The 25,752-nt window shown below is 67.7% G+C and carries 23 protein-coding genes; 9 read left to right on the top strand and 14 right to left on the bottom strand.

All coding sequences use genetic code 11. The features are described 5' to 3' along the window. Positions 1-387 precede the first annotated feature (387 nt). Together ACQPYM_RS34085 and ACQPYM_RS34080 are read right to left on the bottom strand one after the other, a co-directional pair. Complete coding sequence (locus ACQPYM_RS34085) at positions 388-1,266, bottom strand: NAD(P)-dependent oxidoreductase (protein WP_433008809.1); 879 nt, start codon at positions 1,264-1,266, stop codon at positions 388-390. 47 nt (positions 1,267-1,313) lie between these two features. Then, a complete protein-coding gene (locus ACQPYM_RS34080) occupies positions 1,314-3,842 on the bottom strand; it encodes a tetratricopeptide repeat protein (protein ID WP_433008806.1) in 2,529 nt (842 codons plus the stop codon). A gap of 177 nt (positions 3,843-4,019) precedes the next feature. Between ACQPYM_RS34080 and ACQPYM_RS34075 the strand changes: the two genes are divergently transcribed. Both ACQPYM_RS34075 and ACQPYM_RS34070 read left to right on the top strand, forming a co-directional pair. Further along, complete coding sequence (locus tag ACQPYM_RS34075; RefSeq protein ID WP_433008803.1) at positions 4,020-5,882, top strand: GTP-binding protein; 1,863 nt, start codon at positions 4,020-4,022, stop codon at positions 5,880-5,882. 12 nt (positions 5,883-5,894) lie between these two features. Next, on the top strand, positions 5,895-7,718 hold the full coding sequence (locus ACQPYM_RS34070) for an ABC-F family ATP-binding cassette domain-containing protein (protein WP_433008800.1): 1,824 nt from the start codon (positions 5,895-5,897) through the stop codon (positions 7,716-7,718). 450 nt (positions 7,719-8,168) lie between these two features. Here ACQPYM_RS34070 and ACQPYM_RS34065 read toward each other — a convergent pair whose 3' ends face one another. Further along, positions 8,169-8,666, bottom strand: coding sequence for a MarR family winged helix-turn-helix transcriptional regulator (locus ACQPYM_RS34065; RefSeq protein WP_360286040.1), 498 nt, complete (start codon positions 8,664-8,666; stop codon positions 8,169-8,171). 535 nt (positions 8,667-9,201) lie between these two features. Here ACQPYM_RS34065 and ACQPYM_RS34060 point away from each other — a divergent pair. Both ACQPYM_RS34060 and ACQPYM_RS34055 read left to right on the top strand, forming a co-directional pair. Beyond that, positions 9,202-9,846, top strand: a complete 645-nt coding sequence (locus ACQPYM_RS34060) for a methyltransferase domain-containing protein (protein ID WP_433008797.1) — start codon at positions 9,202-9,204, stop codon at positions 9,844-9,846. After that, positions 9,846-10,196, top strand: coding sequence for a VOC family protein (locus ACQPYM_RS34055; protein ID WP_433008794.1), 351 nt, complete (start codon positions 9,846-9,848; stop codon positions 10,194-10,196). The genes ACQPYM_RS34060 and ACQPYM_RS34055 overlap by 1 nt, the downstream gene beginning before the upstream one ends. A gap of 1 nt (position 10,197) precedes the next feature. Here ACQPYM_RS34055 and ACQPYM_RS34050 read toward each other — a convergent pair whose 3' ends face one another. The 10 genes from ACQPYM_RS34050 to ACQPYM_RS34005 form a co-directional block, all read right to left on the bottom strand. Further along, positions 10,198-12,657, bottom strand: coding sequence for an ABC transporter permease (locus ACQPYM_RS34050; RefSeq protein WP_433008791.1), 2,460 nt, complete (start codon positions 12,655-12,657; stop codon positions 10,198-10,200). A gap of 2 nt (positions 12,658-12,659) precedes the next feature. After that, positions 12,660-13,439, bottom strand: a complete 780-nt coding sequence (locus ACQPYM_RS34045; protein ID WP_433008788.1) for an ABC transporter ATP-binding protein — start codon at positions 13,437-13,439, stop codon at positions 12,660-12,662. 117 nt (positions 13,440-13,556) lie between these two features. Next, a complete protein-coding gene (locus ACQPYM_RS34040) occupies positions 13,557-13,970 on the bottom strand; it encodes a hypothetical protein (protein WP_433008786.1) in 414 nt (137 codons plus the stop codon). Beyond that, positions 13,970-14,572: a response regulator gene (locus ACQPYM_RS34035; RefSeq protein WP_433023446.1), complete on the bottom strand. Its 603-nt coding sequence runs from the start codon at positions 14,570-14,572 to the stop codon at positions 13,970-13,972. The genes ACQPYM_RS34040 and ACQPYM_RS34035 overlap by 1 nt, the downstream gene beginning before the upstream one ends. A gap of 95 nt (positions 14,573-14,667) precedes the next feature. Beyond that, positions 14,668-15,867 (bottom strand): sensor histidine kinase, encoded by a 1,200-nt coding sequence (locus ACQPYM_RS34030; protein WP_433008783.1) that lies wholly within the window; start codon positions 15,865-15,867, stop codon positions 14,668-14,670. Between the two features lie 182 nt (positions 15,868-16,049). Beyond that, positions 16,050-16,691, bottom strand: a complete 642-nt coding sequence (locus tag ACQPYM_RS34025; protein WP_360286082.1) for a TetR/AcrR family transcriptional regulator — start codon at positions 16,689-16,691, stop codon at positions 16,050-16,052. Between the two features lie 75 nt (positions 16,692-16,766). After that, the gene (locus ACQPYM_RS34020) at positions 16,767-17,756 is read right to left on the bottom strand and encodes an acyl-CoA desaturase (RefSeq protein ID WP_433008780.1); all 990 of its coding nucleotides are present in this window, start codon (positions 17,754-17,756) and stop codon (positions 16,767-16,769) included. A 268-nt stretch (positions 17,757-18,024) separates the two neighbouring features. Then, positions 18,025-19,017: an IS481 family transposase gene (locus ACQPYM_RS34015; RefSeq protein ID WP_433008778.1), complete on the bottom strand. Its 993-nt coding sequence runs from the start codon at positions 19,015-19,017 to the stop codon at positions 18,025-18,027. 275 nt (positions 19,018-19,292) lie between these two features. Continuing rightward, positions 19,293-19,658: a VOC family protein gene (locus ACQPYM_RS34010; RefSeq protein ID WP_433008775.1), complete on the bottom strand. Its 366-nt coding sequence runs from the start codon at positions 19,656-19,658 to the stop codon at positions 19,293-19,295. A gap of 162 nt (positions 19,659-19,820) precedes the next feature. Then, a complete protein-coding gene (locus ACQPYM_RS34005; protein ID WP_433008772.1) occupies positions 19,821-20,180 on the bottom strand; it encodes a YciI family protein in 360 nt (119 codons plus the stop codon). 128 nt (positions 20,181-20,308) lie between these two features. Here ACQPYM_RS34005 and ACQPYM_RS34000 point away from each other — a divergent pair, with 128 nt between their 5' ends. Together ACQPYM_RS34000 and ACQPYM_RS33995 are read left to right on the top strand one after the other, a co-directional pair. Then, complete coding sequence (locus ACQPYM_RS34000) at positions 20,309-20,560, top strand: hypothetical protein (RefSeq protein WP_433008769.1); 252 nt, start codon at positions 20,309-20,311, stop codon at positions 20,558-20,560. Positions 20,561-20,564: 4 nt separating this feature from the next. Then, positions 20,565-21,047, top strand: a complete 483-nt coding sequence (locus ACQPYM_RS33995; RefSeq protein ID WP_433008766.1) for a DinB family protein — start codon at positions 20,565-20,567, stop codon at positions 21,045-21,047. Between the two features lie 100 nt (positions 21,048-21,147). On the opposite strand, the gene ACQPYM_RS33990 is transcribed toward ACQPYM_RS33995, so the two are convergent. Continuing rightward, a complete protein-coding gene (locus ACQPYM_RS33990) occupies positions 21,148-21,795 on the bottom strand; it encodes a hypothetical protein (RefSeq protein WP_433008763.1) in 648 nt (215 codons plus the stop codon). A gap of 471 nt (positions 21,796-22,266) precedes the next feature. Between ACQPYM_RS33990 and ACQPYM_RS33985 the strand changes: the two genes are divergently transcribed. From ACQPYM_RS33985 to ACQPYM_RS33975, 3 genes are all read left to right on the top strand, one after another. Then, entirely contained in the window at positions 22,267-23,997 is a 1,731-nt protein-coding gene (locus ACQPYM_RS33985; protein ID WP_433008760.1) for a DUF222 domain-containing protein, read from the top strand. Positions 23,998-24,621: 624 nt separating this feature from the next. Then, entirely contained in the window at positions 24,622-24,951 is a 330-nt protein-coding gene (locus tag ACQPYM_RS33980; RefSeq protein WP_433008757.1) for a nucleoside triphosphate pyrophosphohydrolase family protein, read from the top strand. A 399-nt stretch (positions 24,952-25,350) separates the two neighbouring features. Beyond that, on the top strand, positions 25,351-25,590 hold the full coding sequence (locus tag ACQPYM_RS33975; RefSeq protein WP_433008754.1) for a hypothetical protein: 240 nt from the start codon (positions 25,351-25,353) through the stop codon (positions 25,588-25,590). Positions 25,591-25,752: the final 162 nt, after the last annotated feature.

The raw sequence follows: 25,752 nt of genomic DNA, 5'->3' as shown, positions 1-25,752 counted from the left end.
GCGAGCGATCCAGATTGATGGGCTGAAGCTCCGTTGTGCCCACGCCACCCCGGGGCGGGCCTGCCGGTGACCTTGTGCATGACCTGAGCGTTCCGCCGTGCTCCGGACGCTCAGCCCGTGCACAAAGCCGGCACAGGCCGGACCCGGCCGGGCATGGCCGGGCCCGACCTCCCCGAACCGTCGACTGCCCGCTTCCACCGATTCGGGGAGGATCTTCTCCCCACACTGGTAGCACGACCCTCCCCAAGTCCGGCGAAAATCCTCCCCGGAACCAGTCCAGGCGGAGCTGCCACCCCTCCACCCAGCCGCAGGACCTGACCTCCAGCAGACACCAGCCGACCTGACTACCTCCCCAACGTTGCTAGACGAGGCATTAGCTACTACTGCCTATGCAGGGTTCTTGAGGACTTCGGTGAGGGCGGAGATGCTGTGGTTGCCGTGGCCTGCTTCGACGGCTCGTTCGAGGAGGTCGTGGAAGGGTTTGTGCCAGGTGATGTCGAGGTTGGCTTCTTTTCCGAGGGCGGCGTCGTGGGCGGCTCCGGCCAGGAACAGGTTTACCGAGGATGCTGGTTTGGTGTAGTCGGCGCGGTCGATCTCGTCGGCGAAGATCGGTAGGACCGAGTTGATCATTTCGAACCACTTGGTGCTGAAGCGCACCATCGAGGCTGCCTCGAGGCCGCGCGCTTGCAATGCGGCCGCGCCCTGGAAGAAGCCGACGAGCGCAGGGAGCAAGGTGCCGCCCACTGCCATCTCGTAGAGAGCGGCGAGGTCGGGGTCCGCGCCTAGGTAGACGGTGTCGCCGCCCAGGACGCGCAGGGTTGGTGCGAACTCGTCGAAGACGGTTTTGTCGCCGCCGTAGTACAGGAGGGTGTCTTCGGCTCCGACGGCGGACGGGACGTTCTTGACCGCCCCGCCGAGGTAGCGCGCGCCTTGTCCGAGAACCCATTCGGCCAGCTCGCGAGCACCGGCCGGTGAGCCGCTGTTCAGGCTGACGAGCGTCCGCCCTTCGAGCGCAGCGGTGGCCGGCTCCAGGGCCTCGATGGTTCCTTCGTAGGTGGTGAGGCACGTGATGATCAAGGGACTCGCCGCGACTGCCTCGGTGATCGTGGTCGCGTGAACAGCGCCCTGGGCGGCAAGGGGCAAAGCCTTCGAAGCAGTTCTGTTCCAGACGGTGGTCCGGTGGCCGGCCTCGATGAATGCTGCTGCCAGTGCGCTGCCCATCGAGCCCAGCCCGAGGACGGTCACGGGAGTGTGGTGGTCGGTCATGCGACTCAGGCTCTCGTGGCGCAAACGGTGCGACAAGTACCTACTTTTTAGTCAGGTACTGACTCTTTGGTCAGTCGGGCGAGGTCTTCCTGGAGCGGTGTCAGATCGGGCAGGCGTTTCTGGGCGGCGACGGTCAGGGCTTCTTGGAGGTGGGTGGTGGCGATGGAGCGGTCGCCGGCTGCTTCGTGGGCCAGGGCGAGGTGGTGGAGGATCAGGACGTGGCGCTGGCCGTCGTCGTAGTGGGTGCTGATGGTCAGGGCCTCGTCGTGGTGGCCGATCGACGTCTTCGGGTCGCCGGCGAGGCGGTAGGTGACGCCTAGTTCGTCGAGCGCTTCGGCCAGGCCCAGCTGGTCGTCCGCCGTCCTGAACTTCGCCACCGCCTGGTGCAGGTGGTCGAATGAGGCCGCGAAATCGCCGGCTTCCCGATAAGCGATGCCGGAGCCGAGGAGCGCCGTCGCGAGATGGTGCTGCGCGTCGTACCGGTTGCTGATGGCAATGGCTTCGTCGTACGCCGATCGCTGGGCTGCCGTCCTGCCCAGCCGACCCTCGGAGTTGCCGATGTTGAAGTGCGCGATCGCCTCGTCCGGCAGGTCGCCGAGTTGCCGGTAGATCGCGAGAGCTCGGTGGCCGGCGTCGATCGCTTGCTGGTAGTCGCCGTTGAGGTGGAGGACGTGGCTCAGGTTCACCAGGGCCGTCGCGGCGCCGCGTAGATCGCCGAGGCCTTCGAAGAGTGCCACCGCGCGGTGGAGTTCGGCGATGGATTCCTCCGGGCGACCCGCGCCGACCCGCGCGAGGTCGAGAAGGACCAGGCCGAGATCGGTGCGCAGATGGCCCTCGGCACATGGGTCGTCGGTCGCGACCTCGAGCGCCGCACGGAAGACCTGTAGGCAGTCCATCCAGTGCCCGCGGGTGGCGTAGAAGGTGTGCAGCCCGATCGCGAGCCTGAGGATCGACACCGCCGGGACTCCCGGCGTCCGCACAGCCTGCGCCATCACCGCGACCAGATGCGGCCGCTGCCCGTCCAGCCAGGACAGTGCCGCGCCCATGGTCTGGTACTCCGGTCCGCCGTTCGCGATCGGAGGCTGCGCCCGGTACCACGGCACCCGGCCGGCCTTCGGGAAGCCCAGTTCGATCGACTGCCAGCCCGCCGAGGCGTACAGGTCGAGGATCCGGGTGAGCGCCGCGGCCCGTTCGTCCGCGCTGATGGTCGCCTGCGCGCGCTCCCTCGCATACATCCGCAGCAGGTCGTGCAGCCGGTACCGCCGTGGCGCCAGCGACTCGAGCAGGTGAAGATCGCAGAGGTCCTCGAGCGCATCGGTCGCCGCACGCTCGTCACAGTCCAGCAGCCGAGCCGCGACCTCAACAGTCAGATCAGGACCATCCGGTACTCCGAACAGCGCGAACGCGGCCGCGGCTCGTTGCTCACGGCCACTCTGGCTAGCGGCCAGGTCGTCGATCGAGACGTCGAAGCTGGCCCGGACGCCGAGCTCCTGGTCTTGCAGGTGGTCCAGTCGGCTCCGTTCGTCGCGGAGCAGGCCGGCCAGGTGGGTCAGTGGCCAGCGAGGCCTGGCTGCCAGACGGCCGGCGGAGATCTTCAAGGCGAGCGGTAGGAGGCCGCAGGAGTCCAGGATCGATCGGGCGGCCTCTGGTTCCTGGTCGACCCGGTCGCCGCCCACGGTCGTCTTGAGGAGGCCGAGGCCTTCTGGTGCGGACATCAAACCGAGTCGGAGGATCTGCGCGGCCGGCATGCCGGACAACTCCTGGCGACTGGTGATCAGTACGGCGGATCGGCCGGTGCCGGGGACCAAGTACTCGACTTGGGCGGCGTCACGCGCGTTGTCGAGCAGGATCAGGGCGCGACGGGTGGCCAGCAGTGTTCTCAGGCGAGCCGCCGCCTCATCCACCTGGACCGGGACGTCCGGACCGGACAAGCCGAACGCGCGCAGCAGGTAGTTGAGCGCCTCAAGCGGTGAGACGGGGGAGTCAGTGCCGTACCCGCGGAGGTCCAGGTACACCTGCCCGCCGGGGTACTCCTCGGTGACCTCGTGAGCCGCCTTCACAGCCAGCGTCGTCTTGCCGACACCACCCATCCCGGTGATGCCGACGATCGCCACGCCAGACTCCCGGGTGAGCGCGGCCCGCAGTACGCCGAGATCGCCGCTACGCCCGGTGAACCCTGCATCAACCAAGGGAAGCTGTCGCGGCACCGCCGCGTCGGAGCCGCCCGGCTGCCCCGCAGCATCGGCCGAGCCGGGCCCCGCGCTGCCAGGCCCCGCGCCGCCGGGTCCAGCCGTGCCGAGTGGGCCGCGGGACGCAGTACCGGATGCTGGGTTGTCGCGCTGGGCGGCGGGTTTGCCTTTGCGGCGGGCGGCCTGGGTCAGCGCTTGGCGGTCCTCAGGGCGGAGCCGCAGGGCGTGGGCGAGGGCGGTGATGGTCTCTGGGCGTGGGTATTTGCGGACGCCTCGCTCCAGGGCGCCGATGGCGGCGAGGCTGGTGCCCGAGCGGTCCGCCAGGTCCTGCTGGGTCAGGCCGGCGGCCTTGCGGTACTGGTGGAGCAGCGTTGCGAACGCTTCCATCTGCCCGTCCTCTCAGCCGAAAACCCGGTCGCCGGATCCTGACCGGAAGGCTATCGTCAGTGACCGTCAGTGGTCCCGCACGCGATCCAGAGGAGTCCCCAATGCGCGAGGTGTCGATCTACGCCATCACTCCTGATCGCTGCGACGCACCCGCGAGGACCTTTGAACACTCTGACGATGGGCATTCTGGCGCATGTCGACGCTGGTAAGACCAGCCTGACCGAACGCCTGCTGTACGCCGCGGGCGTGATCGACCACGTCGGTCGCGTGGACGACGGCAGCACCACCACCGACTCGATGGACCTGGAACGCCGGCGCGGCATCACGATCCGCTCGGCCGTGGTCTCGTTCGAGCTCGGTGACCTCACCGTCAACCTGATCGACACCCCCGGCCACTCCGACTTCATCGCCGAGGTCGAGCGCGCGCTGTCCGTGCTGGACGGTGCCGTGCTGGTGATCTCGGCGGTCGAGGGCGTCCAGGTGCAGACCCGGCTGCTGATGCGCACGCTGACCCGGCTGCGCATCCCGACCCTGCTGTTCGTCAACAAGATCGACCGGATGGGAGCCCGGTACGACGAACTGCTCGCCGATATCGGGCGACTCCTCACCCCCGCGGCGGTCGCGATGGGTTCAGTCACCGACCTGGGCACCCGCGGGGCGCAGTACGAGCCATTTCCCCTTATCCACAAGGCGCTTGGCGAGTTGCTTGCTGAGAGCAATGATCGCTTCCTGAGCGGCTATCTCGATGACTCATTGACCGCGGAGGACTACCGGCGCGAGCTGGCCGACCAGGTCGGGCGCTCGCTTGTGCATCCCGTGTACTTCGGGTCTGCGATGACCGGCGAAGGCGTGCCCGAACTCATCGACGGCATCCGCGAGTGGTTGCCCCGAGCAACCGGTACGCCGGAGGAGCCGATGCGAGCCTCCGTGTTCAAGGTGGAACGCGGTACGGCGGGGGAAAAGATCGCCTCGGCCCGGGTGTTCGCGGGCACGCTGCAAGCTCGCCAGTCGATCGACGGGCACCACGGCGGGGCGCAGTACGAGGTGAAACCGACCTCGCTGCAGCTGTTCGAGCACGGCGGCACGCGCTCCGTCGACAGCGTGGAGGCGGGCCGGATCGTCGCGCTGCGCGGGCTCAAACGAGTGCAGATCGGTGACCAACTCGGCATGCCCGTCGGCCGGGACGAACAGCTCTTCGCGCCGCCGACGCTGGAGACCGTCATCCGGGCCGGCGATCGGGTGAAGCTGTTCCAGGCGTTGCAGCAGCTGGCTGAGCAGGATCCGCTGATCCGGGTCCGCAAGGGCGCGCTCGGGGAGATCTCGGTCAACCTGTACGGCGAGGTGCAGAAGGAGGTGATCGCCTCGCTGCTGGAGGACGAGTACGGGCTGACGGTCGGCTTCAGCGAGACGACGCCGATCCACGTCGAGCGCCCGGTCGGCGTCGGTACGGCGGTGCGCGAGATGGGTGAGCCCGGCAACCTGTGCTGCGCGGGAGTCGGGTTCCGGATCTCGGCCGCTCCGATCGGTACGGGGATCGACTACCGGCTGGAGGTCGAGCTCGGCGGGCTCCCGCGGGCGTTCCACACCGCGATCGAGGAGACGGTAAGGACCGCTTTCCAGCAAGGGCTGTACGGGTGGGAAGTGCGGGACTGCCGGGTGGACCTCACCCTGACGCAGTACTCCTCCGTCGGAACCGCTGCCGGGGACTTCCGGCGTCTCGTCCCGCTGGTCCTGCTCGACGCGCTACGAGAGGCCGGTACGACGGTGTGCGAGCCGGTCAACAGCTTCGAGCTCGAGCTGCCACCGGACGCGGTTTCGGCGGTGATCGCCAAGCTCACGGAGGCGGGCGCGACGCTCGACAGCACCCAGGTCGCTCCCGACCGGACGGCTCTCACCGGCCGCATCCCGGCCGGCCGCGTTCACGCCTTCGAAGCCCAGCTCCCCGGCATCACCCACGGCGAGGGCATCCTCCTGACCACCTTCCACGGCTATCACCCGGTGGGTGGCCGTCCGGACCGTCACCGCTCCGCCATGCCCTAGGCTTGAGGGGATATGGCCGCCACTCCTGCACCCAACCTTGTCAATCTGGAAGCTGTCTCCAAAGGCTTCGGAACCCGCACCCTGCTCGACGGGGTGACCCTCGGCATCGGCCGGGGCGAGCGGATCGGGGTGGTCGGGCGGAACGGGGACGGGAAATCCACGCTGCTGCGGTTGCTGGCCCGGGAGGAGACGCCCGACGCCGGCCGGATCACGCACAACCGCGACCTGCGACTTGGCTTCCTCGGTCAGGTCGACACTCTGGATCCCGAGCTGACCGTCGCTCACGCAGTACTGGGTGACGTCGAGACCTACACCTGGGCCGCTGATCCCCGCGCACGCTCGGTGATGGAGCACTTGCTCGGTGGCGTCGACCACAAAGCATTGGTCGGCACGCTGAGTGGTGGCGAGCGCCGCCGCGCGTCGCTGGCCCGGCTGCTGATGACCGAGGTCGACCTGCTGATCCTCGACGAGCCCACCAACCACCTCGACATCGAGGCGGTCGACTGGCTCGCGCAACACGTCGTGGACCGGGCCGGCGCGCTGATCGTGGTCACTCACGACCGGTGGTTCCTCGATGCGGTCTGCAACGAGACCTGGGAGGTCCAGGGCGGCAAGGTCAGCTCGTACGAGGGTGGGTACGCCGCCTACGTGCTGGCCAAGGCCGAGCGGTCCCGCAACGAGGCCGTTGTCGAAGGCAAGCGCCAGAACCTGATGAAGAAGGAGCTCGCCTGGCTGCGCCGGGGAGCGCCCGCGCGGTCCACCAAGCCGAAGTTCCGGATCGAGGCCGCGAACGTTTTGATCGAGAACGAGCCGGCCCCGCGCGACAAGCTCGCCCTGGCCCAGCTCGCCACCTCCCGCCTCGGCAAGGACGTCTTCGACGCCGAGGACGTCTCGCTGCGGTTCGGCGACCGGCTGATGCTCGACCACGTCACCTTCCGGCTCGGCCCGGCCGACCGGATCGGTCTGCTCGGGCCGAACGGGGCCGGCAAGACGACCTTCCTCAAGGTCCTCACCGGCCTCCTCCCGCCGGACACCGGCCTGGTCAAGCAGGGCAAGACGGTCCGGGTCGCCAACCTGTCGCAGACGCTGGAGGATCTCGACGGTTCGGTGACCGTGCTGTCGCACATCACCGACATCCGCCGTACCGCTGCGCTGGCCGGCCGGGGCGGGGAGATGACGTCGTCGCAGCTGCTCGAACGCTTCGGCTTCACCGGCGACAAGCTGACCACCCGGATCAGCGACCTGTCCGGTGGCGAGCGCCGCCGGCTGCAGCTGCTCCGGATCCTGCTCGACGAGCCGAACGTGTTGATCCTCGACGAGCCGACCAACGACCTGGACGTCGAGACGCTGACCGTGCTCGAGGACTTCCTGGACAACTGGCCGGGCGTCGTCGTGGTCGTCACCCACGACCGCTACTTCCTGGAGCGGGTCAGCGACATGGTCTACGCGATCATGGGCGACGGCTACATCCGCCACCTGCCCCGCGGCGTCGACCAGTACCTCGACGAACTGGCCTCCGGTACTCCGGTACGCCGCGCCGCCACTTCCGCTCCGACCCCGTCGACGCTGGCTGAGCGGCAGGCCGAAGCCGAGGTGACGCCGGCCGAGCCTGTTGCCGACCCGGCCGCGGCGCGGGCTGCCAAGAAGGAGCTCAACCGGATCGAGCGGCAGCTGGCCAAGCTGACCCAGTCCGAGGCGAAGCTGCACGACCAGCTGGCCGCGAGCGCGAGCAACTACGAGCGGCTGGCCGAGCTGGACACCGAGCTACGCAAGCTGGCCGAAGAACGCGGTGAGCTGGAAACCGCCTGGTTCGAAGCGGCCGAACGCGCGGAATAGCGCGTCGACGGAGGCCTCGATCACGTTGTCAGGACATTTCCGGCGCGGCTGAGAATTGTATACCTGATCAAATCCTGAGGCTCATCTGAGTCGCGGCATACCCTCCGATCCCCTGTAGCTCGGAGGGTATGCCGCGCCTGCCGGGTGAGCGGGTCCCGTACCGGTCAGGTTGTCCGAGCCCCGAGCCCCGGACACCACCAACCGGCTTCGGCGGACCACCTCTGCCGCCGAAGTTCGCCGAATCATGAACGGTGTGTAGCTGATCGACCACCGATGGCGAGGACACTAGTTGGGCCGGTGACTCAGTGTCGATAGTCGGGCGCTACAGCAATCTCACGATCTCGTTGCAACTAGCAACGATCGGCACCGGGATAAAGTGACGGGTCGTCTTTTCGGATTATTCCGGCACAATTCCGGCGGGTAACAGGCCGGTGCCGCGGAAATGTCCGCTCAGTGGTTTTCCTGGTCGAACGGGCCGACCAGTTCGCGCAGTACCCGGGCGATCTTGGCCTGGTCGCGTTCGCTGATCGAGCCGAGCAGGGTGCGTTCGTGGGCGAGCAGGTCGGCCATCGCCGCGTCGACCGAGTCGCGGCCGGCGTCGGTGAGTTGGACGAGCACGCCGCGACGGTCGGCCGGATCGGGCAGCCGCTCGACCAGCCCGCGCGCGGCCAGCCGGTCCACCCGGTTCGTCATCGTCCCCGACGTCACCAGGGTCTCCTTGAGCAGCCGGCCGGGAGAGAGCTGGTACGGCTTGCCGGCCCGCCGCAACGCGGCCAGTACGTCGAACTCCCACGACTCGAGCCCATGCGTCTCGAAGGCCTGCCGGCGAGCCCGGTCGAGATGCCGCGCCAGCCGGCTGACCCGCGACAACACCTCCATCGGCGCCACATCGAGATCCGGCCGCTCCCGCCGCCAGGCCTCGACCAGCCGATCGACCTCGTCTCTCATACTCCCGAGCCTATGCCATCAAGACTCTTGACATCAAGACAACTCCCAGGCGTAAAGTATCTCGACATCAAGAGATCCCCGGCGGAGAGGCTCCCCCATGCGCACATCACCGACCTGGAACCCCCACCAATACAACAAGTACGCCGCAGAACGAGGCCGCCCCTTCGCAGACCTACTAGCCCAAGTCCACCTGGAGGACAGGACGGTTGGTGGTCAGCAAGGAGCGGCTGGGCCAGCCGGATTGCCCGGTGGGCAAGGCGAGCACGCGCCGGCGCAGGCGGCAGCCGAGCAGGGCGAGGACAGGCCGGCGGGGCCGGCAGGCGGCCGGGCTGAGGCAGCTCAGGGCGCCGGCTTTGAGGGGGAGCAAGGCGAGCGGAGCGAGCGAGCTGGGGCGGGCGAGGCGGCGCAGCCGGCTATGCCCGGGGGAGGGGAGGGGGAAGGCGGGGCCTCTCTCGACACTGCGTCTTTCGGAGCCGGCGGCGGGGAAGGGAGTGATGGGTTGCTGGTGGTTGATCTCGGGTGTGGGCCTGGGAATTTGACTGCTTCGTTGGTGGAGCGGTGGCCCGGGGCTCGGGTGCTCGGGGTGGACAGTTCGCCGCAGATGATCGAGGCGGCTCAGGAGCTGGCCGGGGAGCGGCTGAGCTTTGAGGTGGGGGATGTGCGGGAGTGGACCGCGGAGCCAGAGTCGGTCGACGTGATCGTCAGCAACGCGACGCTGCACTGGATCCCCGAGCATCTCGAATTGCTTCCGGGGTTCGTCCGGGCGCTCAAGCCGGGTGGCTGGTTGGCTATTCAGATTCCTGGCAACGGGGATGCGCCATCCCACGCCATTCTTCGCGAGTTGGCGAGCACCGAACCGTACGCGGAGTACGCAAGAGATCAGTCGCTCCGGGCGGATGTGCCTGGCCCGGCGGAGTACGTCGCAGCGCTAAGCGCCGAAGGGTGCACGGTCGACGCGTGGGAGACGACGTACTGCCACATCCTGCAAGGTGACAACGCAGTGCTGGAGTGGGTCAAGGGGACGGGGGCGCGGCCGGTGCTTCAGGCGTTGCCCGACGAGTTGCGGGCGCAATTCGAAGCGGAGTACGGGGCTCGGCTTAACGAGGCTTATCCGCAGCAGCCGTTCGGGACGTTGCTGCCGTTCCGGCGGATCTTCGCTGTTGCTCAGAAGGGAAACTGATGATGAGGCTCGACCATGTGCAGGTGTCCTGTCCGCCCGGCGGTGAGGAGGTCGCCCGCGCCTTCTACCGCGACGCGTTGGGGATGACCGAGCTCGAGAAGCCGCCGTTGCTCGCCGCCCGCGGCGGTTGCTGGTTCAAGGACGGTACTGCCGAGGTGCACGTCGGCGTCGAGGAGAACTTCACACCGGCGCTGAAAGCCCACCCCGCACTGGCCGTCGACGACCTGGATGCACTCGCCGAAACCCTGCAGGCCAAGGGATATCCGGTCAAGTGGGACAACGAAACGATCCCGGGCCGCCGGCGGTTCCACACCGCCGACGGCCACGGGAATCGAGTCGAGATCGTCTGACCTACTCGGTGGCCAGCGCTCCGGCCGGGGCCACCTTGGCCGCGCGCCGAGCCGGCAGGACCGACGCAAGCAGACCGGCCACAGCAGCGACCAACGCGATCGTTAGCAACAGACGACCCGGTACGGCGTACTGGACCGGACCGTCGACCTGGCTACCCATCAACGCTGAGGTCCCGGTCCACCCATAGATCAGGCCGAGCGCGATCCCGAGGCCGGCCGCGACGAGTGCCATCAGCAACGACTCGACCGCGAGCATGCCGCGCAACTGTCGCCGGGTCAGCCCCATCGCCCGCAGCAACGCGTTCTCCCGGGTGCGTTCGAGCACGGACAGGCTGAGGGTGTTCCCGACCCCGACCAGTGCGATCAGGACCGAGACCCCGAGCAGGCCGACCGCGACGAGCAGCAGTACGTCGAACACCTTGGTGTAGAAGCTCCGCTCGGCCAGCCCGCCGCCGATGGTCAGGCTCTTGACCGTGGGCAGCGACTGCTTGAGCGCATCGATCACCTCGGGACCGTCAGCCTTGGGATCGGAGGCCAGCCAGTAGCCGGTCACGGCCGCGTTCGGCGCGAGCTTGCTCAGATCCGCCTGCGTGATGGTGATCGGATCCAGACCGCCCGCCCGGACAGCCTTCAGGGTGAGCTTCTGCTTGCCTGACACGATGGTGATCGTCGAGCCGTCCTCGACGTTGAGCATGCCCAGCGTCTGGCGGTCGATCAGCGCGGTACCGGGCTGCAGTTGACCGACCAGCTTCGGGTCGTGGATCACCGAGCCGGCCACCCCCTGGTCGACGCCGGTGATGTCCAGCGTCTCGCCGCCGGTCTTGACCTTCGCTGACTTGACCGGCACCACCTGCGTGATGCCCTTGATGTCCTGCAGTTGCTTGGCCGCGGTGGCCGGCATCTTCTCGTCGTACACCTTCAGTGTCACATCGACCGGGTACTCCTTGTCCATCGTGACGTCGAACGTCTTGCGGACGGAGGCGATGCCGACACAGGTCAGGCTGATCAGCGTCACGCCGATCAGCAGCGCCGAGGTGGTCGCCGCGGTGCGCCGCGGATTGCGGACAGCGTTGGCGACGGCGATCCGCGCGGGCACCCCACCACTCCGCGCGGGCAACGCGCCCAGGACCCTGACCAGCGCCGGTACGAGCAAGGAACCGACCGCCAGTACGCCGAGGAAGGACATCACCCCGCCGGCGACTCCGATGAGCACCTGGCTCGACGTGGCGGCCATGACGAGGAGGGCTCCACCACCGGCCAGCAACAGGAAGCCGAGGACGAGTCGCAGTACGCCGGCCTTGGACTTGGCGACCGGAGCCGCCTCGGGCCGGAGAGCCGCCAGCGGAGCAACCCTGGTCGCCCGCCTCGCCGGTACGACGGCAGCCAGGATCGTGGCGACCGTACCGAGCGCGAGCGGGACGAACACCGACGCGAGGCCGAGGTGGAGAGCGACCGGCGGCAGTCCCCAGTCGAACGTGCGGGCCAACGTCAGGGCGATCGCGGACAGCGCGACGCCGAAGACCACACCGATGCCGGAGGCAACCAATCCGACGATGGTGGCTTCCGCGAGGACCGAGGAGAACACCTGCTTGCGGGACGCGCCGACACAGCGCAGCAGCGCCATCTCGCGGGTCCGCTGGGCGATCACGATGGTGAACGTGTTGGCGATCACCAGGCAGGCGACGAACAGCGCGATCACGGCGAACATGCCGAACACGCCACCGAGGACGTCGATCCCGCTGGTGATGCCTTTCACTTCGTGGTCGATCCACGCCGTACCGGTGTAGACGTCCACGCCGTCGTTGACGACGCCGTCGATCGCGGCGGCCAGCGCGGCCTGGGTCACGCCGGGCGCGGCCGCGACCTTGATCCGGTTGAGGTAGCTCCCCGGTTCGAAGGTGTTCACGGTCTCGGCGGTGGCGACCGCGTTCGCGCCGCCGATCGACGTACTGTCGTCGAGCAGGCCGACGACCTTCACCGGGTAGGTCTTGCCCTCCCAGGTGCTGAGCTTGAGCTCCTGGCCGACCGCGACCTTGTACTTCTCGGCCAGCTTGACCGGCAGCGCGATCTCGTTCTTTGCGTCCGGCAACTTCCCGGACTTGGCCGTCGGCCCGGCGATCTTGGCGGTGTCGTAGCGCGCGTCGACGCCCAGGCTGTCCGGCCGGACCTGACCGGCCCACTGGACCTGCATGTACGCCGAGAGCTCGGTGACGACCGATGCGGCCTGCGGCAGTTTCGCCACCGCGGCTGCCTCCGCGGTCGTGATCGACTCACGATTCGGGTTGGCGACCGCGTCGACGCCGGCGTTCTGCTTGCCGATGGTCTGGTCGATACCGTTGGTGGCCGACGAATGCGCGGTCATCGCCAGGGTGCCGAAGCCGACCCCGAGCACGATCGCCAGGCAGGCGGCGACCAGGCGGCCCAGATGGGCGCGCAGGGAGGAGAGGATGGAGCGTCGCACGGTCAGGCCCCCAGCTGCCGCAGGGCGTCCAGGACGGACTCCGGGGTCGGGTCGGCGAGCTCACCGGCAAGCTTGCCGTCGGCAAGCATCACGACGCGGTCGGCGTACGACGCCGCCAGCGGGTCGTGGGTGACCATCACCACGGTCTGGCCGAACTCGCGCACCGATCGGCGCAGGAAGCCCAGCACCTCGGCGCCGGAGCGGGAGTCCAGATTGCCGGTCGGCTCGTCGGCGAAGACCACCTCGGGCCGGCCGACCAGCGCGCGGGCCACCGCGACCCGCTGCTGCTGACCGCCGGACAGCTCCGACGGGCGATGCGTGAGCCGGTCCGCCAGGCCGAGTACGTCGATCAGCGTGCTCATCCACTGCTGGTCGGGTTTGCGGCCGCCGAGCTCCAGCGGGAGCAGGATGTTGTCCTTGGCGGACAGCATCGGCAGCAGGTTGAAGGACTGGAAGACGAAGCCGATCCGGTCCCGCCGGATCCTCGTCAGCGCCGCGTCGGGCAGCTGGGTCAGCTCGGTCTCCCCGAGCAGGACCTGTCCCGAGGTCGGGGTGTCCAGCCCGGCCAGGCAGTGCATCAGGGTCGACTTGCCCGAGCCCGACGGACCCATGATCGCGGTGAACCGCCCGACCCCGAAGTCGACGGAGACCCCGTCGAGGGCGGCAACCGCGGTGTCACCCTGGCCGTACACCTTGCGAAGTTCGTGCGCGCGGATGGCGGTCCGGTCAGCGGCGTCCTGCGGCAAACGGCCGAGCGGGAGCTCACCGGTCTGGATGGTCATCGTTCTCCTCGAAAGGCCCGGGACGAGACGTTCTCGCCCACCTTCCAAGAAGCTACTGATCAACCGCCGCTGAAGAGTCGGACCAGGGAATGGAGTGTGCGTACGACCAGAGTCGTACTACTTCCCAGCCCACGCAGTGATCTCGTACGCCGCACCGCCGGGCTGCGGCGGACCCCCACTCAACTCCGTCGACGTCATCTTCGGCTGCTGGAGGACCTGGATGACCCTGCCATCGCGCAGATGGATCTCCAGGAAGATCCCCAGTGGGCGGTATTCGAACTGGGCGAAGTCCACTTCGCTCCGGTGAAACCGGCTGGTCCTGATCGGATGACCCACCAGCAGTTCGTCCTCGGTGATCTTGACGTCGTTGACCATCGCCATGACCAGCACGAAGAGGAGCAGAACAATCGATCCGGCGATCGCCGGATCGAGCACGATGGCGGCGACGATGGCCGCAACGATCAGCACGCCGGCGCAGGTGAAGGTGAAGCGGCCGGGGCCCCAGTGGCGCAGTACCGGGTCTTGCATCATCAGCGAGGTGGTTTGACGATGCCGGTTTCGTAGCCGAGGACCACCAGGGCGACCCGGTCGCGGAGGCCTGTTTTGGCCAGGATCCTGCCGATGTGGGTCTTGACCGTCGCCTCGGACAACGTGAAGAGCCGGGCGATCTCGGTGTTCGACAGGCCGCGGGCCACCTCGACCAGGACCTCGCGTTCGCGAGCCGTCAGGTCGGCCAGGTCGGGGCGTTCGCGCTCCTCGTCGGGGAGGGAGCCGGCGAAGTGCTCGAGCAGGCGGCGCGTAGTACTGGGGGAGACGACCGCGTCGCCGGAGTGGACCTGGCGGATCGCGGAGAGCAGGTCGGCCGGGGGAGTGTTCTTGAGCAGGAAGCCGGCCGCGCCGGCCTTGATCGCGGCGAACGCGTACTCGTCCAGATCGAACGTCGTCAGCACGATGACTCTGGGGGCTTCGGGCAACGATTGTAGTTGCCGCGTCGCCTCAACTCCGTCCAGCCGGGGCATCCGGACGTCCATCAGTACTACGTCGCAGGCGGTGACCCGGAGCTTCTCCAGCGCCTCGCCACCGTCACCGGCCTGGCCGACCACCCGCATGTCCGGCTGCGAGTCCACCAGCATGGTGAAGCCCGCCCGGACCAGTTCCTGGTCGTCCACCAGGAACACCCGGATCGTCTCGTCGGTCGGTCGGGTGCCGTCGGTCGATGCGGTGTCGGTCACTGAACTCCTCCGTGGGGCAGGTTGTACGGCAGCTTGGCGATCACCTCGTAACCGCCGCCCGCCTTCGGTCCGGCGTTCACCGTACCGCCGGAGATCGACGCGCGTTGCCGCATCCCGACCAGCCCGTGCCCCGGGTCGTTGCCCGGCGCGACCCCGGCGCCGCGCCCGTCGTCGGTGACCACCACGGTCAGCATCTCGCGCCCGAAGTCGAGTTGGACGCAGGTCCGCGCTCCCGGCCCGGCGTGTTTCAGCGTGTTGGTCAGCCCTTCCTGCACGATCCGGTACGCCGTCAGTCCCAGCAGCGCGGGCAGATCGCGGGGGGTGCCGGTCACCTCGTAGTCGACGGTGAGCCCGGCCTGCCGCACGTTCTCGATCAGCTCGGGCAGCGACGAGACGCCGGGTTGCGGGCGCGGCTGGTCCGGGTCGAGCTCGGGCTGGGCGTCCTGCTTGAGAATGCCGAGCATCTTGCGCATCTCGGTCAGCGAGGCGCGGCCGGTGTCGCCGATGGTGGCCAGCGCCTTCTTGGCCTGCTCGGGCGAGGCGTCCGCGGCGTACAGGCCGCCGTCGGCCTGGACGATCATGATGGACAGGCCGTGCGCGACCACGTCGTGGATCTCGCGGGCGATCCGGGTCCGTTCGTTCGAGACGGCGAGCTTGGCCTCCCGGTCGCGGTCGCGTTCGAGTTGCGCGGCGCGCTCCTCCAGCTGGGCGACGTACAGGCCCTTGGTCCGGCGGCGCTCGCCGAACGCCCAGACGCCGAACACCATCGCGCCGAGCGCGACCATCATGGTGACCTGCTGGCGCCAGTCCGAGCTGCTGTAGTACCGCGCGGTCGCCATCAGGACGCCGAGTCCGCCGACGGCGAGGGCGATCCGGCTGTACTTCACCTCGCCGTACACGGCGATCGTGTAGAGCGCGATCAGCAGGCCGACGTTGGCCGGCATCAGTTGCGCACCGGAGAGCCACTGCAGGACGGCGACTCCCGAGACGGCGAAGAAGACCGGCTCGGGGTGGCTGCGACGCCAGACCAGGGGCACCAGCATGCCGAAGCCCAGTACGCCGGCGAGGCCCTCGTAGGCGAGCGACAGGAGTCCGACGAACAGGCTGAGCCCGCCCGCAAGCAGCAGGTCGAACGCCTTGCTGCTCGGGCTGACCTGTCGCCGGGGCGCCAGGATCCCGGCCATGGTCCCCGTCATAGCGGCCAGATTACGGCGTACCGGGCCCGATTTGGTCATGCCCCAGGTGGATGTCGGCGTCCTACCGGGGTCTCATCCGCGTGCGCCGTACTGCGGACTCACGCGCGTACGGCGTACTGGCTGGCGCGGTCGGCGCGGGACTTGACGGCGTACCGGCGTCCGGCTCGCCGTCGTACTGCGGGCTACTTGTGCGGGCGGGTCGAGAGGGTGGGCTTCGCCTCGAGGCCGGAGAGGCCGTTCCAGGCGAGGTTGACCAGGTGAGCGGCGACATCGGGCTTCTTCGGGCGGCGTACGTCGAGCCACCACTGGCCGGTCAGCGCGACCATGCCGACCAGCATCTGGGCGTACATCGGGGCGAACTTCGGGTCCAGGCCGCGGCGCTTGAACTCCTCGGCCAGGATGTGTTCGACCCGGGTGCCGACGTCGCTCAGGATCGAGATGAACGAACCGGTGGCCGAGCCGACCGGTGAGTCGCGGACCAGGATGCGGAAGCCGTCGGAGGAGTTCTCGATGTAGTCCAGCAGCGCCAGCGCGGCCTGCTCGACCAACTCGTGAGCGCGGCCGGCCGTCAGACTGGCTGTCACCGTGTCGAGCAGTTTGCGGACCTCGCGATCCACGACTACGGCGTACAGGCCCTCTTTGCCGCCGAAGTGCTCGTAGACGACCGGCTTGGAGACCTCGGCGCGGGCGGCGATCTCCTCCACGGACGTCGCCTCGTAGCCCTTCTCGGCGAACAGGCCGCGGGCTATCACGATGAGCTGCTCGCGCCGGTCGGCACTGGTCATCCGGACCCGGGTCGACCGGCGCGGCTTGGGATCGGTCACTGCGGACACGCCCTAACGATCACGTCAGCATCATGCCGCAATTCGGGGGTCGGAGGTGGGAGATTTACGGCCCGCTCAGGCCGCCGCACGGTCTGCGGCAGTCACCCGCCGCGCTTCGAGACGTTCCTTGACCGGCCAGCGGACGTCGCTGACCCACCCGAGTTTCTCGAAGAACCAGATGCACCGCGCGGAGGTGTCCAGCTGCCCGCGGAGTACGCCATGACGTGCGCAGGTCGGGTCGGAGTGGTGCAGGTTGTGCCACGACTCACCCTGGCTGAGGATCGCCAGCCACCAGACGTTGCCCGACTTGTCCCGGCTCTTGAACGGCCGCGCGCCGATCGTGTGGCAGATCGAGTTGATCGACCAGGTGACGTGGTGCAGCAGCGCGATCCGGACCAGGCTGGCCCAGAAGAACGCGGTCAGCGCACCCTCGATCGACCATGACCAGAGCCCGCCGATGACAGCCGGCGCGAACAGGCTCGCCAGCACCAGGAACGGGAACATCCGGGACACCTTGACGATGTCGCGATCCTTGAGCAGATCCGGCGCGTACTGCCGCTGCGGGGTCTGTTCGGTGTCGAACAGCCAGCCGATGTGCGCATGCAGGAAGCCCTTGGTCAGCGCGCCGAAACTGGTGCCGTACTTCCACGGGCTGTGCGGGTCGCCCTCGCGGTCGGAGAACTTGTGGTGCTTGCGGTGGTCCGCCACCCAGCGCACCACCGGCCCCTCGATCGCCAGCGAACCGGCGATTGCCAGCGCATACTTGAGCGGCCGGTTCGGCTTGAACGACTTGTGGGTGAAATACCGGTGGAAGCCGATCGAGATCCCGTGCCCGGAGACCGTGTAGAACACGGCCGCGATCACGATGTCCCGCCAGCCGAGGAACCCACCCCAGGCGATCGGTACCGCTGCCAGCACCGCCAGGAACGGGATCCCGATGAACAGCGCCAGGGCGATCTGCTCCCAGATCCCCTTCTGCTCACCCCCACGCGTCCCGTGATCGGTGTCGAACTCGCCAGCCTGCCGGGCGCCGATGGGCGCCTCCGGTGCCGCAACTGGAGTCATGATTTCCCCTTGGTGGAGGACGGCTTACCTACGCAACCGTAAGCTACGGAGCCGTAGGTAAGGAACCCCTGGCGTGTCGCCTTGCCCACCCATGGCAGACTGTTCCGGCGTCCACGCGATCCCCCGTGGGGTAATCGGCAGCCCGCGAGACTTTGAATCTCGAAGATCTGGATCGAAACCAGGCGGGGGAGCAACACAAACCCCCAGGTCAGAGCTCTGACCTGGGGGTTTCCTGTACTTCGCACCCACTCGTACTCGTGTCGCGGGGCTAGATGTGATGTCCAGGGACGTTGGTCAGTCGGCTGACTGGTGGCCTGCCGCCGATTGCGGAGTGGGCTCGGTGATGATTGTAGAAGTGGAGCCAGCCGGGCAGGGCTGTGTTGCGTTGGTCGGTTGAGGTGTAGAACCGGGCGTAGGCCCAGCCGTCGGCCAGGGTGCGGTGGAAGCGTTCGATCTTGCCGTTGGTTTGTGGCCGGTAGGGCCGGGTCCGTTTCGGGGTGATGCCGAGTGCTGCGCAGGTGTCGCGCCAGGCGAATGAGCGGTAGCAGGACCCGTTGTCGGACAGGACGCGTTCGACGGTGACGCCGTGGTCGGCGTACCAGGCGACGGCCCGCTGGAGTACTCCGGCGGCGGTGTCGGCTTTCTCGTCGGTGTGGATCTCGGCGTAGGCGACGCGGGAGTGGTCGTCGATGACGGTGTGCAGGAAGGCTTTGCCGGTGCGGGGTTTGTAGTCCTTGCCCTTGGGCAGGCCGGGTGTGGCGAGCTGATTTTGGTAGCCCTGCTGGCGGCCGACGAAGCGGTGGCCTCCGCCGTCGGGGATGTTGGCGAACTTGGTGACATCGACGTGTATCAGCGAGCCGGGGTGGTCGTGTTCGTAGCGGCGCAGCGGTTCGCCGGTGACCCGGTCGACGCGGGACAGGCGGTTGACCCGGCAGCGGACCAGTACGGCGTGCACGGTCGAGGCCGCGACGCCGAGCCGGCCGGCGATCTGGACCGGGCCGAGCCGGTGGCGCCAGCGCAGTCGCACGATCCGGCGTACCAGATGCGGCGGTGTCTTGGCGGGGCTGTGGTGTGGGCGGGAGCTGCGGTCAGCCATCCCAGCGGCCCCTTCGGCCCGGTACCGCTCGGCCCACTTGCGCGCCGTCTTGGCGGCAACCATGAACATTTTCGCCGCCGCGGCGTAGGTCCAGCCCTGATCGACGATCAGACGCGCCAGCCGTAGCCGGGTGCGTGGGGTCAGAGTCGCGTTAACGTGGGACACGAAGGCCTCCGGTTTGGTGAAGCGGTTCCTTAGACAGCTCCACTTCACAACCGGAGGCCTTCACCTGTCACACCGACTCACCGCCACAAGGCGGGCCAACCTCCCTGGACATCACAGCTAGAGCGTTGTGCCCACCCGAACCAGGTGGCCGGGGTGGGGCGTTTGGGCGTCTGGCTCGCGGTGCGTCGGCAGGGTCGACGCGCGCCGCCCCCTGCAACCACCGATGCGCTGGCTGCCGTCCTCCGCCGTTGTCCGCAAGGTCGGGGACAGCTCGGCTACTCCTCCGGCGAGCCTGAGAACACTCGGAGTACATGGCCGTCCGGATCGGCGACACGAAATTCTGCATCGTCACCCGCGTAGGGCACCAGGATCTTGGCATCCTTGGTGATGAGGCGGTCGTACAGCGCGGCGGGTTCGGTGACGAACAGCGCGAGCCATGTGCCGGGCTGTCCCTGGCCGCCCACGCAGAGATAGATCTCGTGTTCATCCCAGCGGATGATGCCGAAGTCGGCTGGATCTCCGAAGGTGGCAAGAAGCTCGAAGTCGAGAACCTCTGTGTAGAACTTGAGGCTGACTTGCAGGTCGGAGACGTTCAAAATCGGGTTGATGTGGACAAGAGTCCCGCCTGCCGGACCCGGCATGGTCTGCTCCTTCGGGTCGATCTTGCTAACGCTTTTGCTAACAGGGTGTGGACGGCTGTGGGGCAAACTCCGACCTGGGTGGATGCCAAGCTTGCCGACCTGCTCCAACAGGAGCACGGGTGGTGCGAAACCTGAATCCCAGGTCGGCAGGCTGACCTGGCCCTACTTGGTTTGGGGGCGGGGTTTGAAGCGGCGGACTTCGTGGGGCCAGCCGCAGGCTTCGGCTACTTTGGCGGCCCAGTGTTTGGCGGTTTCGTCGTCGGGGACGTCTACCAGAGCGAATCCGCCCAGGAACTCCTTGGTTTCGACGTACGGGCCGTCGGTGATGAGGATCTCGCCGGACGTGGGGTCGGCGTTGTAGATCGGGCCGTCTTCTTCCTCGAGGCCGCCGGCGAAGACGTAGACGCCGGCTTCCTTCATCTCGTTCACGACGGCCATGGCGCGGGGGCCGCGTCCGGCGAACCATTGCTCGGTGTGGTCACCCACCCACTGCTGGTTGAAGTAGATGAGGTACTCGGGCATGTCTGCTCCTTCGGCTCGGGCGGACCCGCTGTCCGCCTCCACCTACGCTACGAACGGCGCCGGGCGGATACGACAGAACCGCCGCAAGATGTTCGCCCCGATCTGGGATGCGGGAGAGGATGGGGGTTATGTCGACTGAATACGGACTCCCTCTCGCCCAGGTACTCGGCGACGGCTTCCGCGTGCCGCCGCTGCTTCCGGGCTGGACTGCCCTGGAAGGCGTCGTACTGGTCAAGTGTCTGGACGACGAGGGCCATCCGAGCTGGGCGTTTCGCGAGACCGAGGGAATGAACGTCGAAGAGGTGATCGGCATCCTGACCATCCAACTCGACATGCTCCGCGAGCGGGCCGTCGATTCCTTCCGCTCCGAAGACGACTGAACAGGTGCCGGACCTCAAGCTCGAGCTCTTGCGGACCTTGCAGAGCAGCCGGGCGATCATGCTCGCCAAGCTGGACGGGCTGCCGGAGTACGACCGCCGCCGCCCGCTGACACCGACCGGTACCAACCTGCTCGGGCTAGTCAAACACCTGGCCGGCCTGGAGTACGGGTATCTCGGCGAATCGTTCGGTCGTCCAGCGCCCGAGCGCCCGACCTGGTTCCGCGACGACCCGTACGACGAGATCGACATGTGGGCCGAGCCGAACGAGTCGACCGACTACATCATCGGCGTGTACCGCCAGGCCTGCGCCCACTCGGACACCACCGTCGGCACCCTCACCCTGGACAGCCCCGGCCACGTAGCCCACTGGCCCGAGGATCAGCAGACGACCACGTTGGGGGTCCTGCTGATCAGAATGCTCACCGAAACAGCCCAGCACGCCGGCCACGCCGACATGATCCGCGAACTCATCGACACCCCTGCCTGACCAGCAAAGCGGTCAGCGCCCACACCTCGGCCCGATATCAGTTGGTCCCCAGTTCCGGTCTAAGGGAGTCAACGAGCTTGGTGCGCCGGCCGCGCCTTGGTCAGGCGGGAGGCAAGCCTAGGCGCGCCCTAACGATCTGAGCATCCCCTGTGCCACAATCCGGCGCGCCGGTGATCTGTGAGCGCTTCGTGATGCGCGTGTTTGCGCTGAACCAACTCACAAGCTGGCCTTGGCAGTCAATCAGGTTTGCCACATTCGCGGCAACCACCTCTGGCCACAATGTACGGTCCAGCACCTCCAAGAAATGACGCTCGGTCTTCAGTCCCTTGACGGCGTCGGCCCGTAGTGCCTTTGCCGATGCGCCTGCGTCGTAATCTTTGGCGAACTTCTCACTGGTGACATTCCTCGGTTCCACCGCAGCCAAATAGACTTTGCCTGCCTGCGCGATGGTCAGGACCTTCGGCGTCGGCGTTGAGGTTGGCGTCGGCGTTGGCGGCGCTGGCGTGACCTCGCTCATTACTTCACCCGCGAGCCTTTGCGCTGTCGCATCATCAATGCCGTTGCAGGCTGTGGGACGGCTCGCTGTTGGGCCACCAGGTGTCGCCAGCGCCTTGCCATAGTCGGCCTTCATTGCTGCCTTGCACGCCGCCGTATCGCCCGGCCCGTTTGAGGGTGGCTCCTCCCCGCTGCAGCTAGCCAGCATGGCAACCACTGCAATGCTGCCAATTGTCGCTACGAACTTCCTCATGAAAATCATCCCCTCCTCTGGCGAGATTCGCAGCAGGCGGCATGGTCGGCAAGGTCGTACGGAGCACTGACGCACAAACGGAAGACAAGAGCACGACCACCAGGGACGGGGTGATCGTGGCTCCTAGGGACCGCTGAGGGCTCGTCAGGCGGCCGCCTGAGTACGCCGGCGACCATCACGCGCAGCTTGGCTGGTTCCTTGGTCGGCCGGATTCCCCGGGCGGCTGGCCACTACGACGTGGCCAACGCCCAGGAATATCCGGTCGCCCCGCCATCGCAACCAAGAGACCATCGCCGCACTTCGTCGAGGTGGTGAGTAGTTCACATGTTGCCCCACGCAACATCACGCCGTCGTCCACAGGATTGACCTCCTTGTGTACAACATGGCCACTTCCTGCCAAACGCGCTTTCCCTTATCTACAAGGCGGTCTGGGCACGGAAACTGTCGGTGGCGGTGTCTAGAGTCTTCTGCATGGAGACCACGCAGCTACTCCCACCATCGAGACTCGGCGACAGCGACCTGCTGTCCACCCTCGACGCCGTGGACGCTGCCCTCTCCACCTTGACCACGTACCGCCTGCAGTTGGTCGCCGACTTCGACCAGCGCGGCCTCGCGGCCCAACACGGTGCCCGCGACACCATCGAGTTCTTGTCGCTGCGTCACCATCGCAACCGCCGCGAGATCAAGCGAGACCTCACGACCGCCGAGGCCCTCCCCAGCTACACCGCCGTCACCGCCGCCCTGCCCGACCCGGCAGCACCCGCCGACCCGACACCCACCACCGCCGACGCCCCGGCACTGGGCCTGGTGTTGAACCCGGGCCAGGCCGAAGCGATCATCACCACCTTGAAGAAAGCCCCAGCGTCGGTCCCGGTCGAGTTGTTGCGGGTGGCCGAGGAGCAGATGATCGAAGCCTCCCAGCTGCTCACTCCCGACGGGCTCCTGGGTTTCGGCCGCGAAGTCCTGGCCCGGCTGGACACCGACGGCCCCGAACCCGCCGAACACGACGCCGCCGCCAAGGAAACTCTTACCTTGCACCGGGCCGACGGCGGCGTGAAGTTCACCGGCTACCTCGCGGGCGAGAACGCCGAACAGTTCCGCACCCAGATCAACCGGTTGTCCAAGCCTCACCGCACCGTCGACGGTGAGCTGGACCCGCGCCCGCACGACAAGCGCCAGGCCGACGCGTTGAGCTTGATCCTGGACCTCGCCGCGGCCAACACACCCCGCACCGACAACGACCCGGCCACCTCGAACGGCTCGCACGCCCCGGGCGTCCCGCACATCACCATCACCATCGACTTCGACGACCTCCGCACCGCCACCGCCCACGCCGTCGGCGAACTGGTTTACGGCGACAACCTGTCCGCCTCCGCGATCCGGCGCCTCGCCTGCGACGCTGCCATCCTGCCGATCGTGCTCGGCTCGGACTCCCAACCGCTCGACGTCGGCACCGAACAACGCTTCGTGACCCGGCCGATCCGGCGCGCGCTGATGAGGCGGGACAAGGGCTGCGTGGTCTGCAAGGCGCCGCCGTGGCAGTGCCACGCCCACCACCTCATCCACTGGATCGACGGCGGCCCGACCTCGATCGCCAATCTGGTGCTGCTGTGCGCCGGTCACCACCGCGCCGTGCACTCCGGCCAGTGGGCCATCACCATCACCGGCGGCGTCGTCCACGTAACCCGGCCCACCTGGACCAGCCCCGGCACCACCACCGCCGCGGATCTCGCCAACCTCACCGACCTGTCCAGGTACACCTCGACCTCCGGCCGACAGGTCAGCGTCAACCCCCACCACGAACACCCCAGCATCACCACGCCCCACGAGCACCCCAACGTCACCCCGAACCACGAGCACCCCAACCGGCTCCCGGGCACCAGCCTCACCGGACAACCCGACCGGCAGATCAGCCGGCGGGTCAGCCCGGAGCCCAGTCCGCAGCTGAGTCCGCAGAGCAGCTCGGGGCCCGGTCCGCAGCCAGGCGGCGGCGCCTTGCCCTGGCTGACTCCCGAAGCTGTCGCACTCCTCGATCCGTGGGGCGACGGCGGCACCCCCTTCCGCCGGGCCGTAGTAGCCACCGCGCCGGGCGGCGGTTCTCAGGCCGCCGCCCGAAACCCCCATCGGCCACGGGCAGGGGGGCGCGCAAAAGCACGTCATCGCACGCTCGATGACCGCAGGCCGATGACCGCAGCCCGATGACCGCAGCAGCATTCCACGAGCAGCAGAGCGCAGTACGAGCCGAGCTCTCGACGCCAGCTCTGCCGCGGGAGAACGCCGCCGCCAACCCGCGCGCAGCGCTTCGGGGACAGCGCCGCCGCCAATCCGCGGGCAGCGCTGGGGAGACAGCGCGGCGGGACAACGCCGCTGCCAACCCGCGGGCAGCGGTGCGGGGACAGCGTCGCGGGACATCGCCGCTGCCAACCCGCGGGCAGCGCCGCGGGACGGCGCGGAGGACAACACTGCTGGCTACCCAGGATGCGGGCAGGGGGCGGCCGGTTGGCCTGGCTGGCTCCCGATGTTGTCGGGTTTGTGGATCGCCAACAGCACCTGGTCGCTGAAGTCGGCAAGAGACTGGTCATCCGGCCCGCGGTGCGTCGTACGCCCTGGTCAGGCTGAGGTGGTTGCTCAGCAGCGTGGGTGGCTGGTTGCCATGAGCCGCCGCGTACGCGGGTGGCCTCCCTCGTCGAAGCGCGCGGTCTGGGATAGCCCGTGGTGCCGCTTAGGCCGGCGGTAGCGGCTGGCCGCGGTGGAGCGGTGCTTCGGATCGGGCATGGCTTCGCTGCGGCTCGGTGGTGGCGTTCGTGTTCTGTTTATGGTTTCGGCATGGAATTGGATGAGTATCAACGAGCGGCGCTTCGGACGGCTGCGCCGAAGGAGAAGTTCAACGAGGTGTTTCATCTGCTGCTCGGGCTGGTCGGCGAGACAGGTGAGATCGCTGAGAAGGCCAAGAAGATCGTGCGGGACAAGGACAGTGACTTCTCGCAGTGGGATATCGAAGATCTCAGCAAGGAGCTCGGGGACACGCTCTGGTACGTCGCGGTGATCGCGGACTACTTCGGCATTTCGCTCGATGACGTTGCCCGACTCAACATCGCGAAGCTTGCCGATCGGCAGGACCGGGCAATGCTTGGCGGCAGTGGCGACAACCGCTGAGCCGTACAGCTGGTGGGAACCGAACCGCCAACACTCACAAACTGCTCTGCACAGCGCGAGACCATGCCCATCCACGCCTGACCGGGATGGCTGGACGAGGTTTGTGAGTGCGGCCGGTCCGCGAAACACGTCAGGCGTCCGGCGTCGACCGACGCGGTCCGAGGCTGAGACGTATGGGCCTGCACTCCCATCCGGCCAGGCTGGGGATGAGGCGCTGCCGCGGCATGGGGACAGGTGCGGGCGGGCGGTTACCCGATCGACGCCAGGCCAGGTGGACCCAAATGCCTGCACCGCAACTAGGTTCGGGTGGCGCAACGCTCCAGGCGGCGACAAGAGCACGGGTGTGGGTAGGTGCTAGGCCGTTGTACTCTGCCGGTCGGATGTTGACGGAGGGTGGGCATGGCGGTCGGCGAAGGGTCGGGGCGGTTCGAGGTCGAGGTGGATGGGGAGCGGTTTGAGGTAGTCGCGCGCCCTGAGACGCCGGGGCAGTACGACTTCACCTGGCTGTCTGGGCCCAACCCTGGTTATGGCTTCAGCTCGGCTAGCTCAGACGGGTCGGATCGCACCGCGGCCGCGCTGGAGGAGTCGATTCGGGGGTTTTTGGATCAGGTTGATCCGGTCACTGGCTATATCGAGTAGGTGACGGGGTGCGGGAGTTGTTGAGGCCGGCGATTGCGGCCCTCGTGGTTGCGGCTGGGTTGTGGTTGGCGATTTCGCCGACGGAGAGCACTGTTCGGTTGACTAGTGATGCTGCTCGCGGGGTCACCTTGCGCGATGTGCGGCCCAGTGCGACCGGTGACG

Origin of the sequence: Kribbella sp. CA-294648 (genome assembly GCF_050943845.1) — a bacterium.
Lineage (GTDB): Bacteria > Actinomycetota > Actinomycetes > Propionibacteriales > Kribbellaceae > Kribbella.
This window is presented reverse-complemented; position numbering and strand designations above follow the sequence as displayed.

Excerpts from the sequence above, each read along its gene's own strand:
- ACQPYM_RS34055 (WP_433008794.1), top strand. The coding sequence starts at position 9,846 with ATGATGAGGCTCGACCATGTGCAGGTGTCCTGTCCGCCCGGCGGTGAG.
- ACQPYM_RS33990 (WP_433008763.1), bottom strand. The coding sequence starts at position 21,795 with ATGAGGAAGTTCGTAGCGACAATTGGCAGCATTGCAGTGGTTGCCATG.
- ACQPYM_RS34080 (WP_433008806.1), bottom strand. The coding sequence starts at position 3,842 with ATGGAAGCGTTCGCAACGCTGCTCCACCAGTACCGCAAGGCCGCCGGC.
- ACQPYM_RS34070 (WP_433008800.1), top strand. The coding sequence starts at position 5,895 with ATGGCCGCCACTCCTGCACCCAACCTTGTCAATCTGGAAGCTGTCTCC.
- ACQPYM_RS34065 (WP_360286040.1), bottom strand. The coding sequence starts at position 8,666 with ATGAGAGACGAGGTCGATCGGCTGGTCGAGGCCTGGCGGCGGGAGCGG.
- ACQPYM_RS34010 (WP_433008775.1), bottom strand. The coding sequence starts at position 19,658 with ATGCCGGGTCCGGCAGGCGGGACTCTTGTCCACATCAACCCGATTTTG.
- ACQPYM_RS34030 (WP_433008783.1), bottom strand. The coding sequence starts at position 15,867 with ATGACGGGGACCATGGCCGGGATCCTGGCGCCCCGGCGACAGGTCAGC.
- ACQPYM_RS33985 (WP_433008760.1), top strand. The coding sequence starts at position 22,267 with ATGGAGACCACGCAGCTACTCCCACCATCGAGACTCGGCGACAGCGAC.
- ACQPYM_RS34005 (WP_433008772.1), bottom strand. The coding sequence starts at position 20,180 with ATGCCCGAGTACCTCATCTACTTCAACCAGCAGTGGGTGGGTGACCAC.
- ACQPYM_RS33975 (WP_433008754.1), top strand. The coding sequence starts at position 25,351 with ATGGCGGTCGGCGAAGGGTCGGGGCGGTTCGAGGTCGAGGTGGATGGG.
- ACQPYM_RS34085 (WP_433008809.1), bottom strand. The coding sequence starts at position 1,266 with ATGACCGACCACCACACTCCCGTGACCGTCCTCGGGCTGGGCTCGATG.
- ACQPYM_RS33980 (WP_433008757.1), top strand. The coding sequence starts at position 24,622 with ATGGAATTGGATGAGTATCAACGAGCGGCGCTTCGGACGGCTGCGCCG.
- ACQPYM_RS34075 (WP_433008803.1), top strand. The coding sequence starts at position 4,020 with ATGGGCATTCTGGCGCATGTCGACGCTGGTAAGACCAGCCTGACCGAA.
- ACQPYM_RS34035 (WP_433023446.1), bottom strand. The coding sequence starts at position 14,572 with ATGCTGGTGGACTCGCAGCCGGACATGCGGGTGGTCGGCCAGGCCGGT.
- ACQPYM_RS34020 (WP_433008780.1), bottom strand. The coding sequence starts at position 17,756 with ATGACTCCAGTTGCGGCACCGGAGGCGCCCATCGGCGCCCGGCAGGCT.
- ACQPYM_RS34040 (WP_433008786.1), bottom strand. The coding sequence starts at position 13,970 with ATGATGCAAGACCCGGTACTGCGCCACTGGGGCCCCGGCCGCTTCACC.
- ACQPYM_RS34045 (WP_433008788.1), bottom strand. The coding sequence starts at position 13,439 with ATGACCATCCAGACCGGTGAGCTCCCGCTCGGCCGTTTGCCGCAGGAC.
- ACQPYM_RS34000 (WP_433008769.1), top strand. The coding sequence starts at position 20,309 with ATGTCGACTGAATACGGACTCCCTCTCGCCCAGGTACTCGGCGACGGC.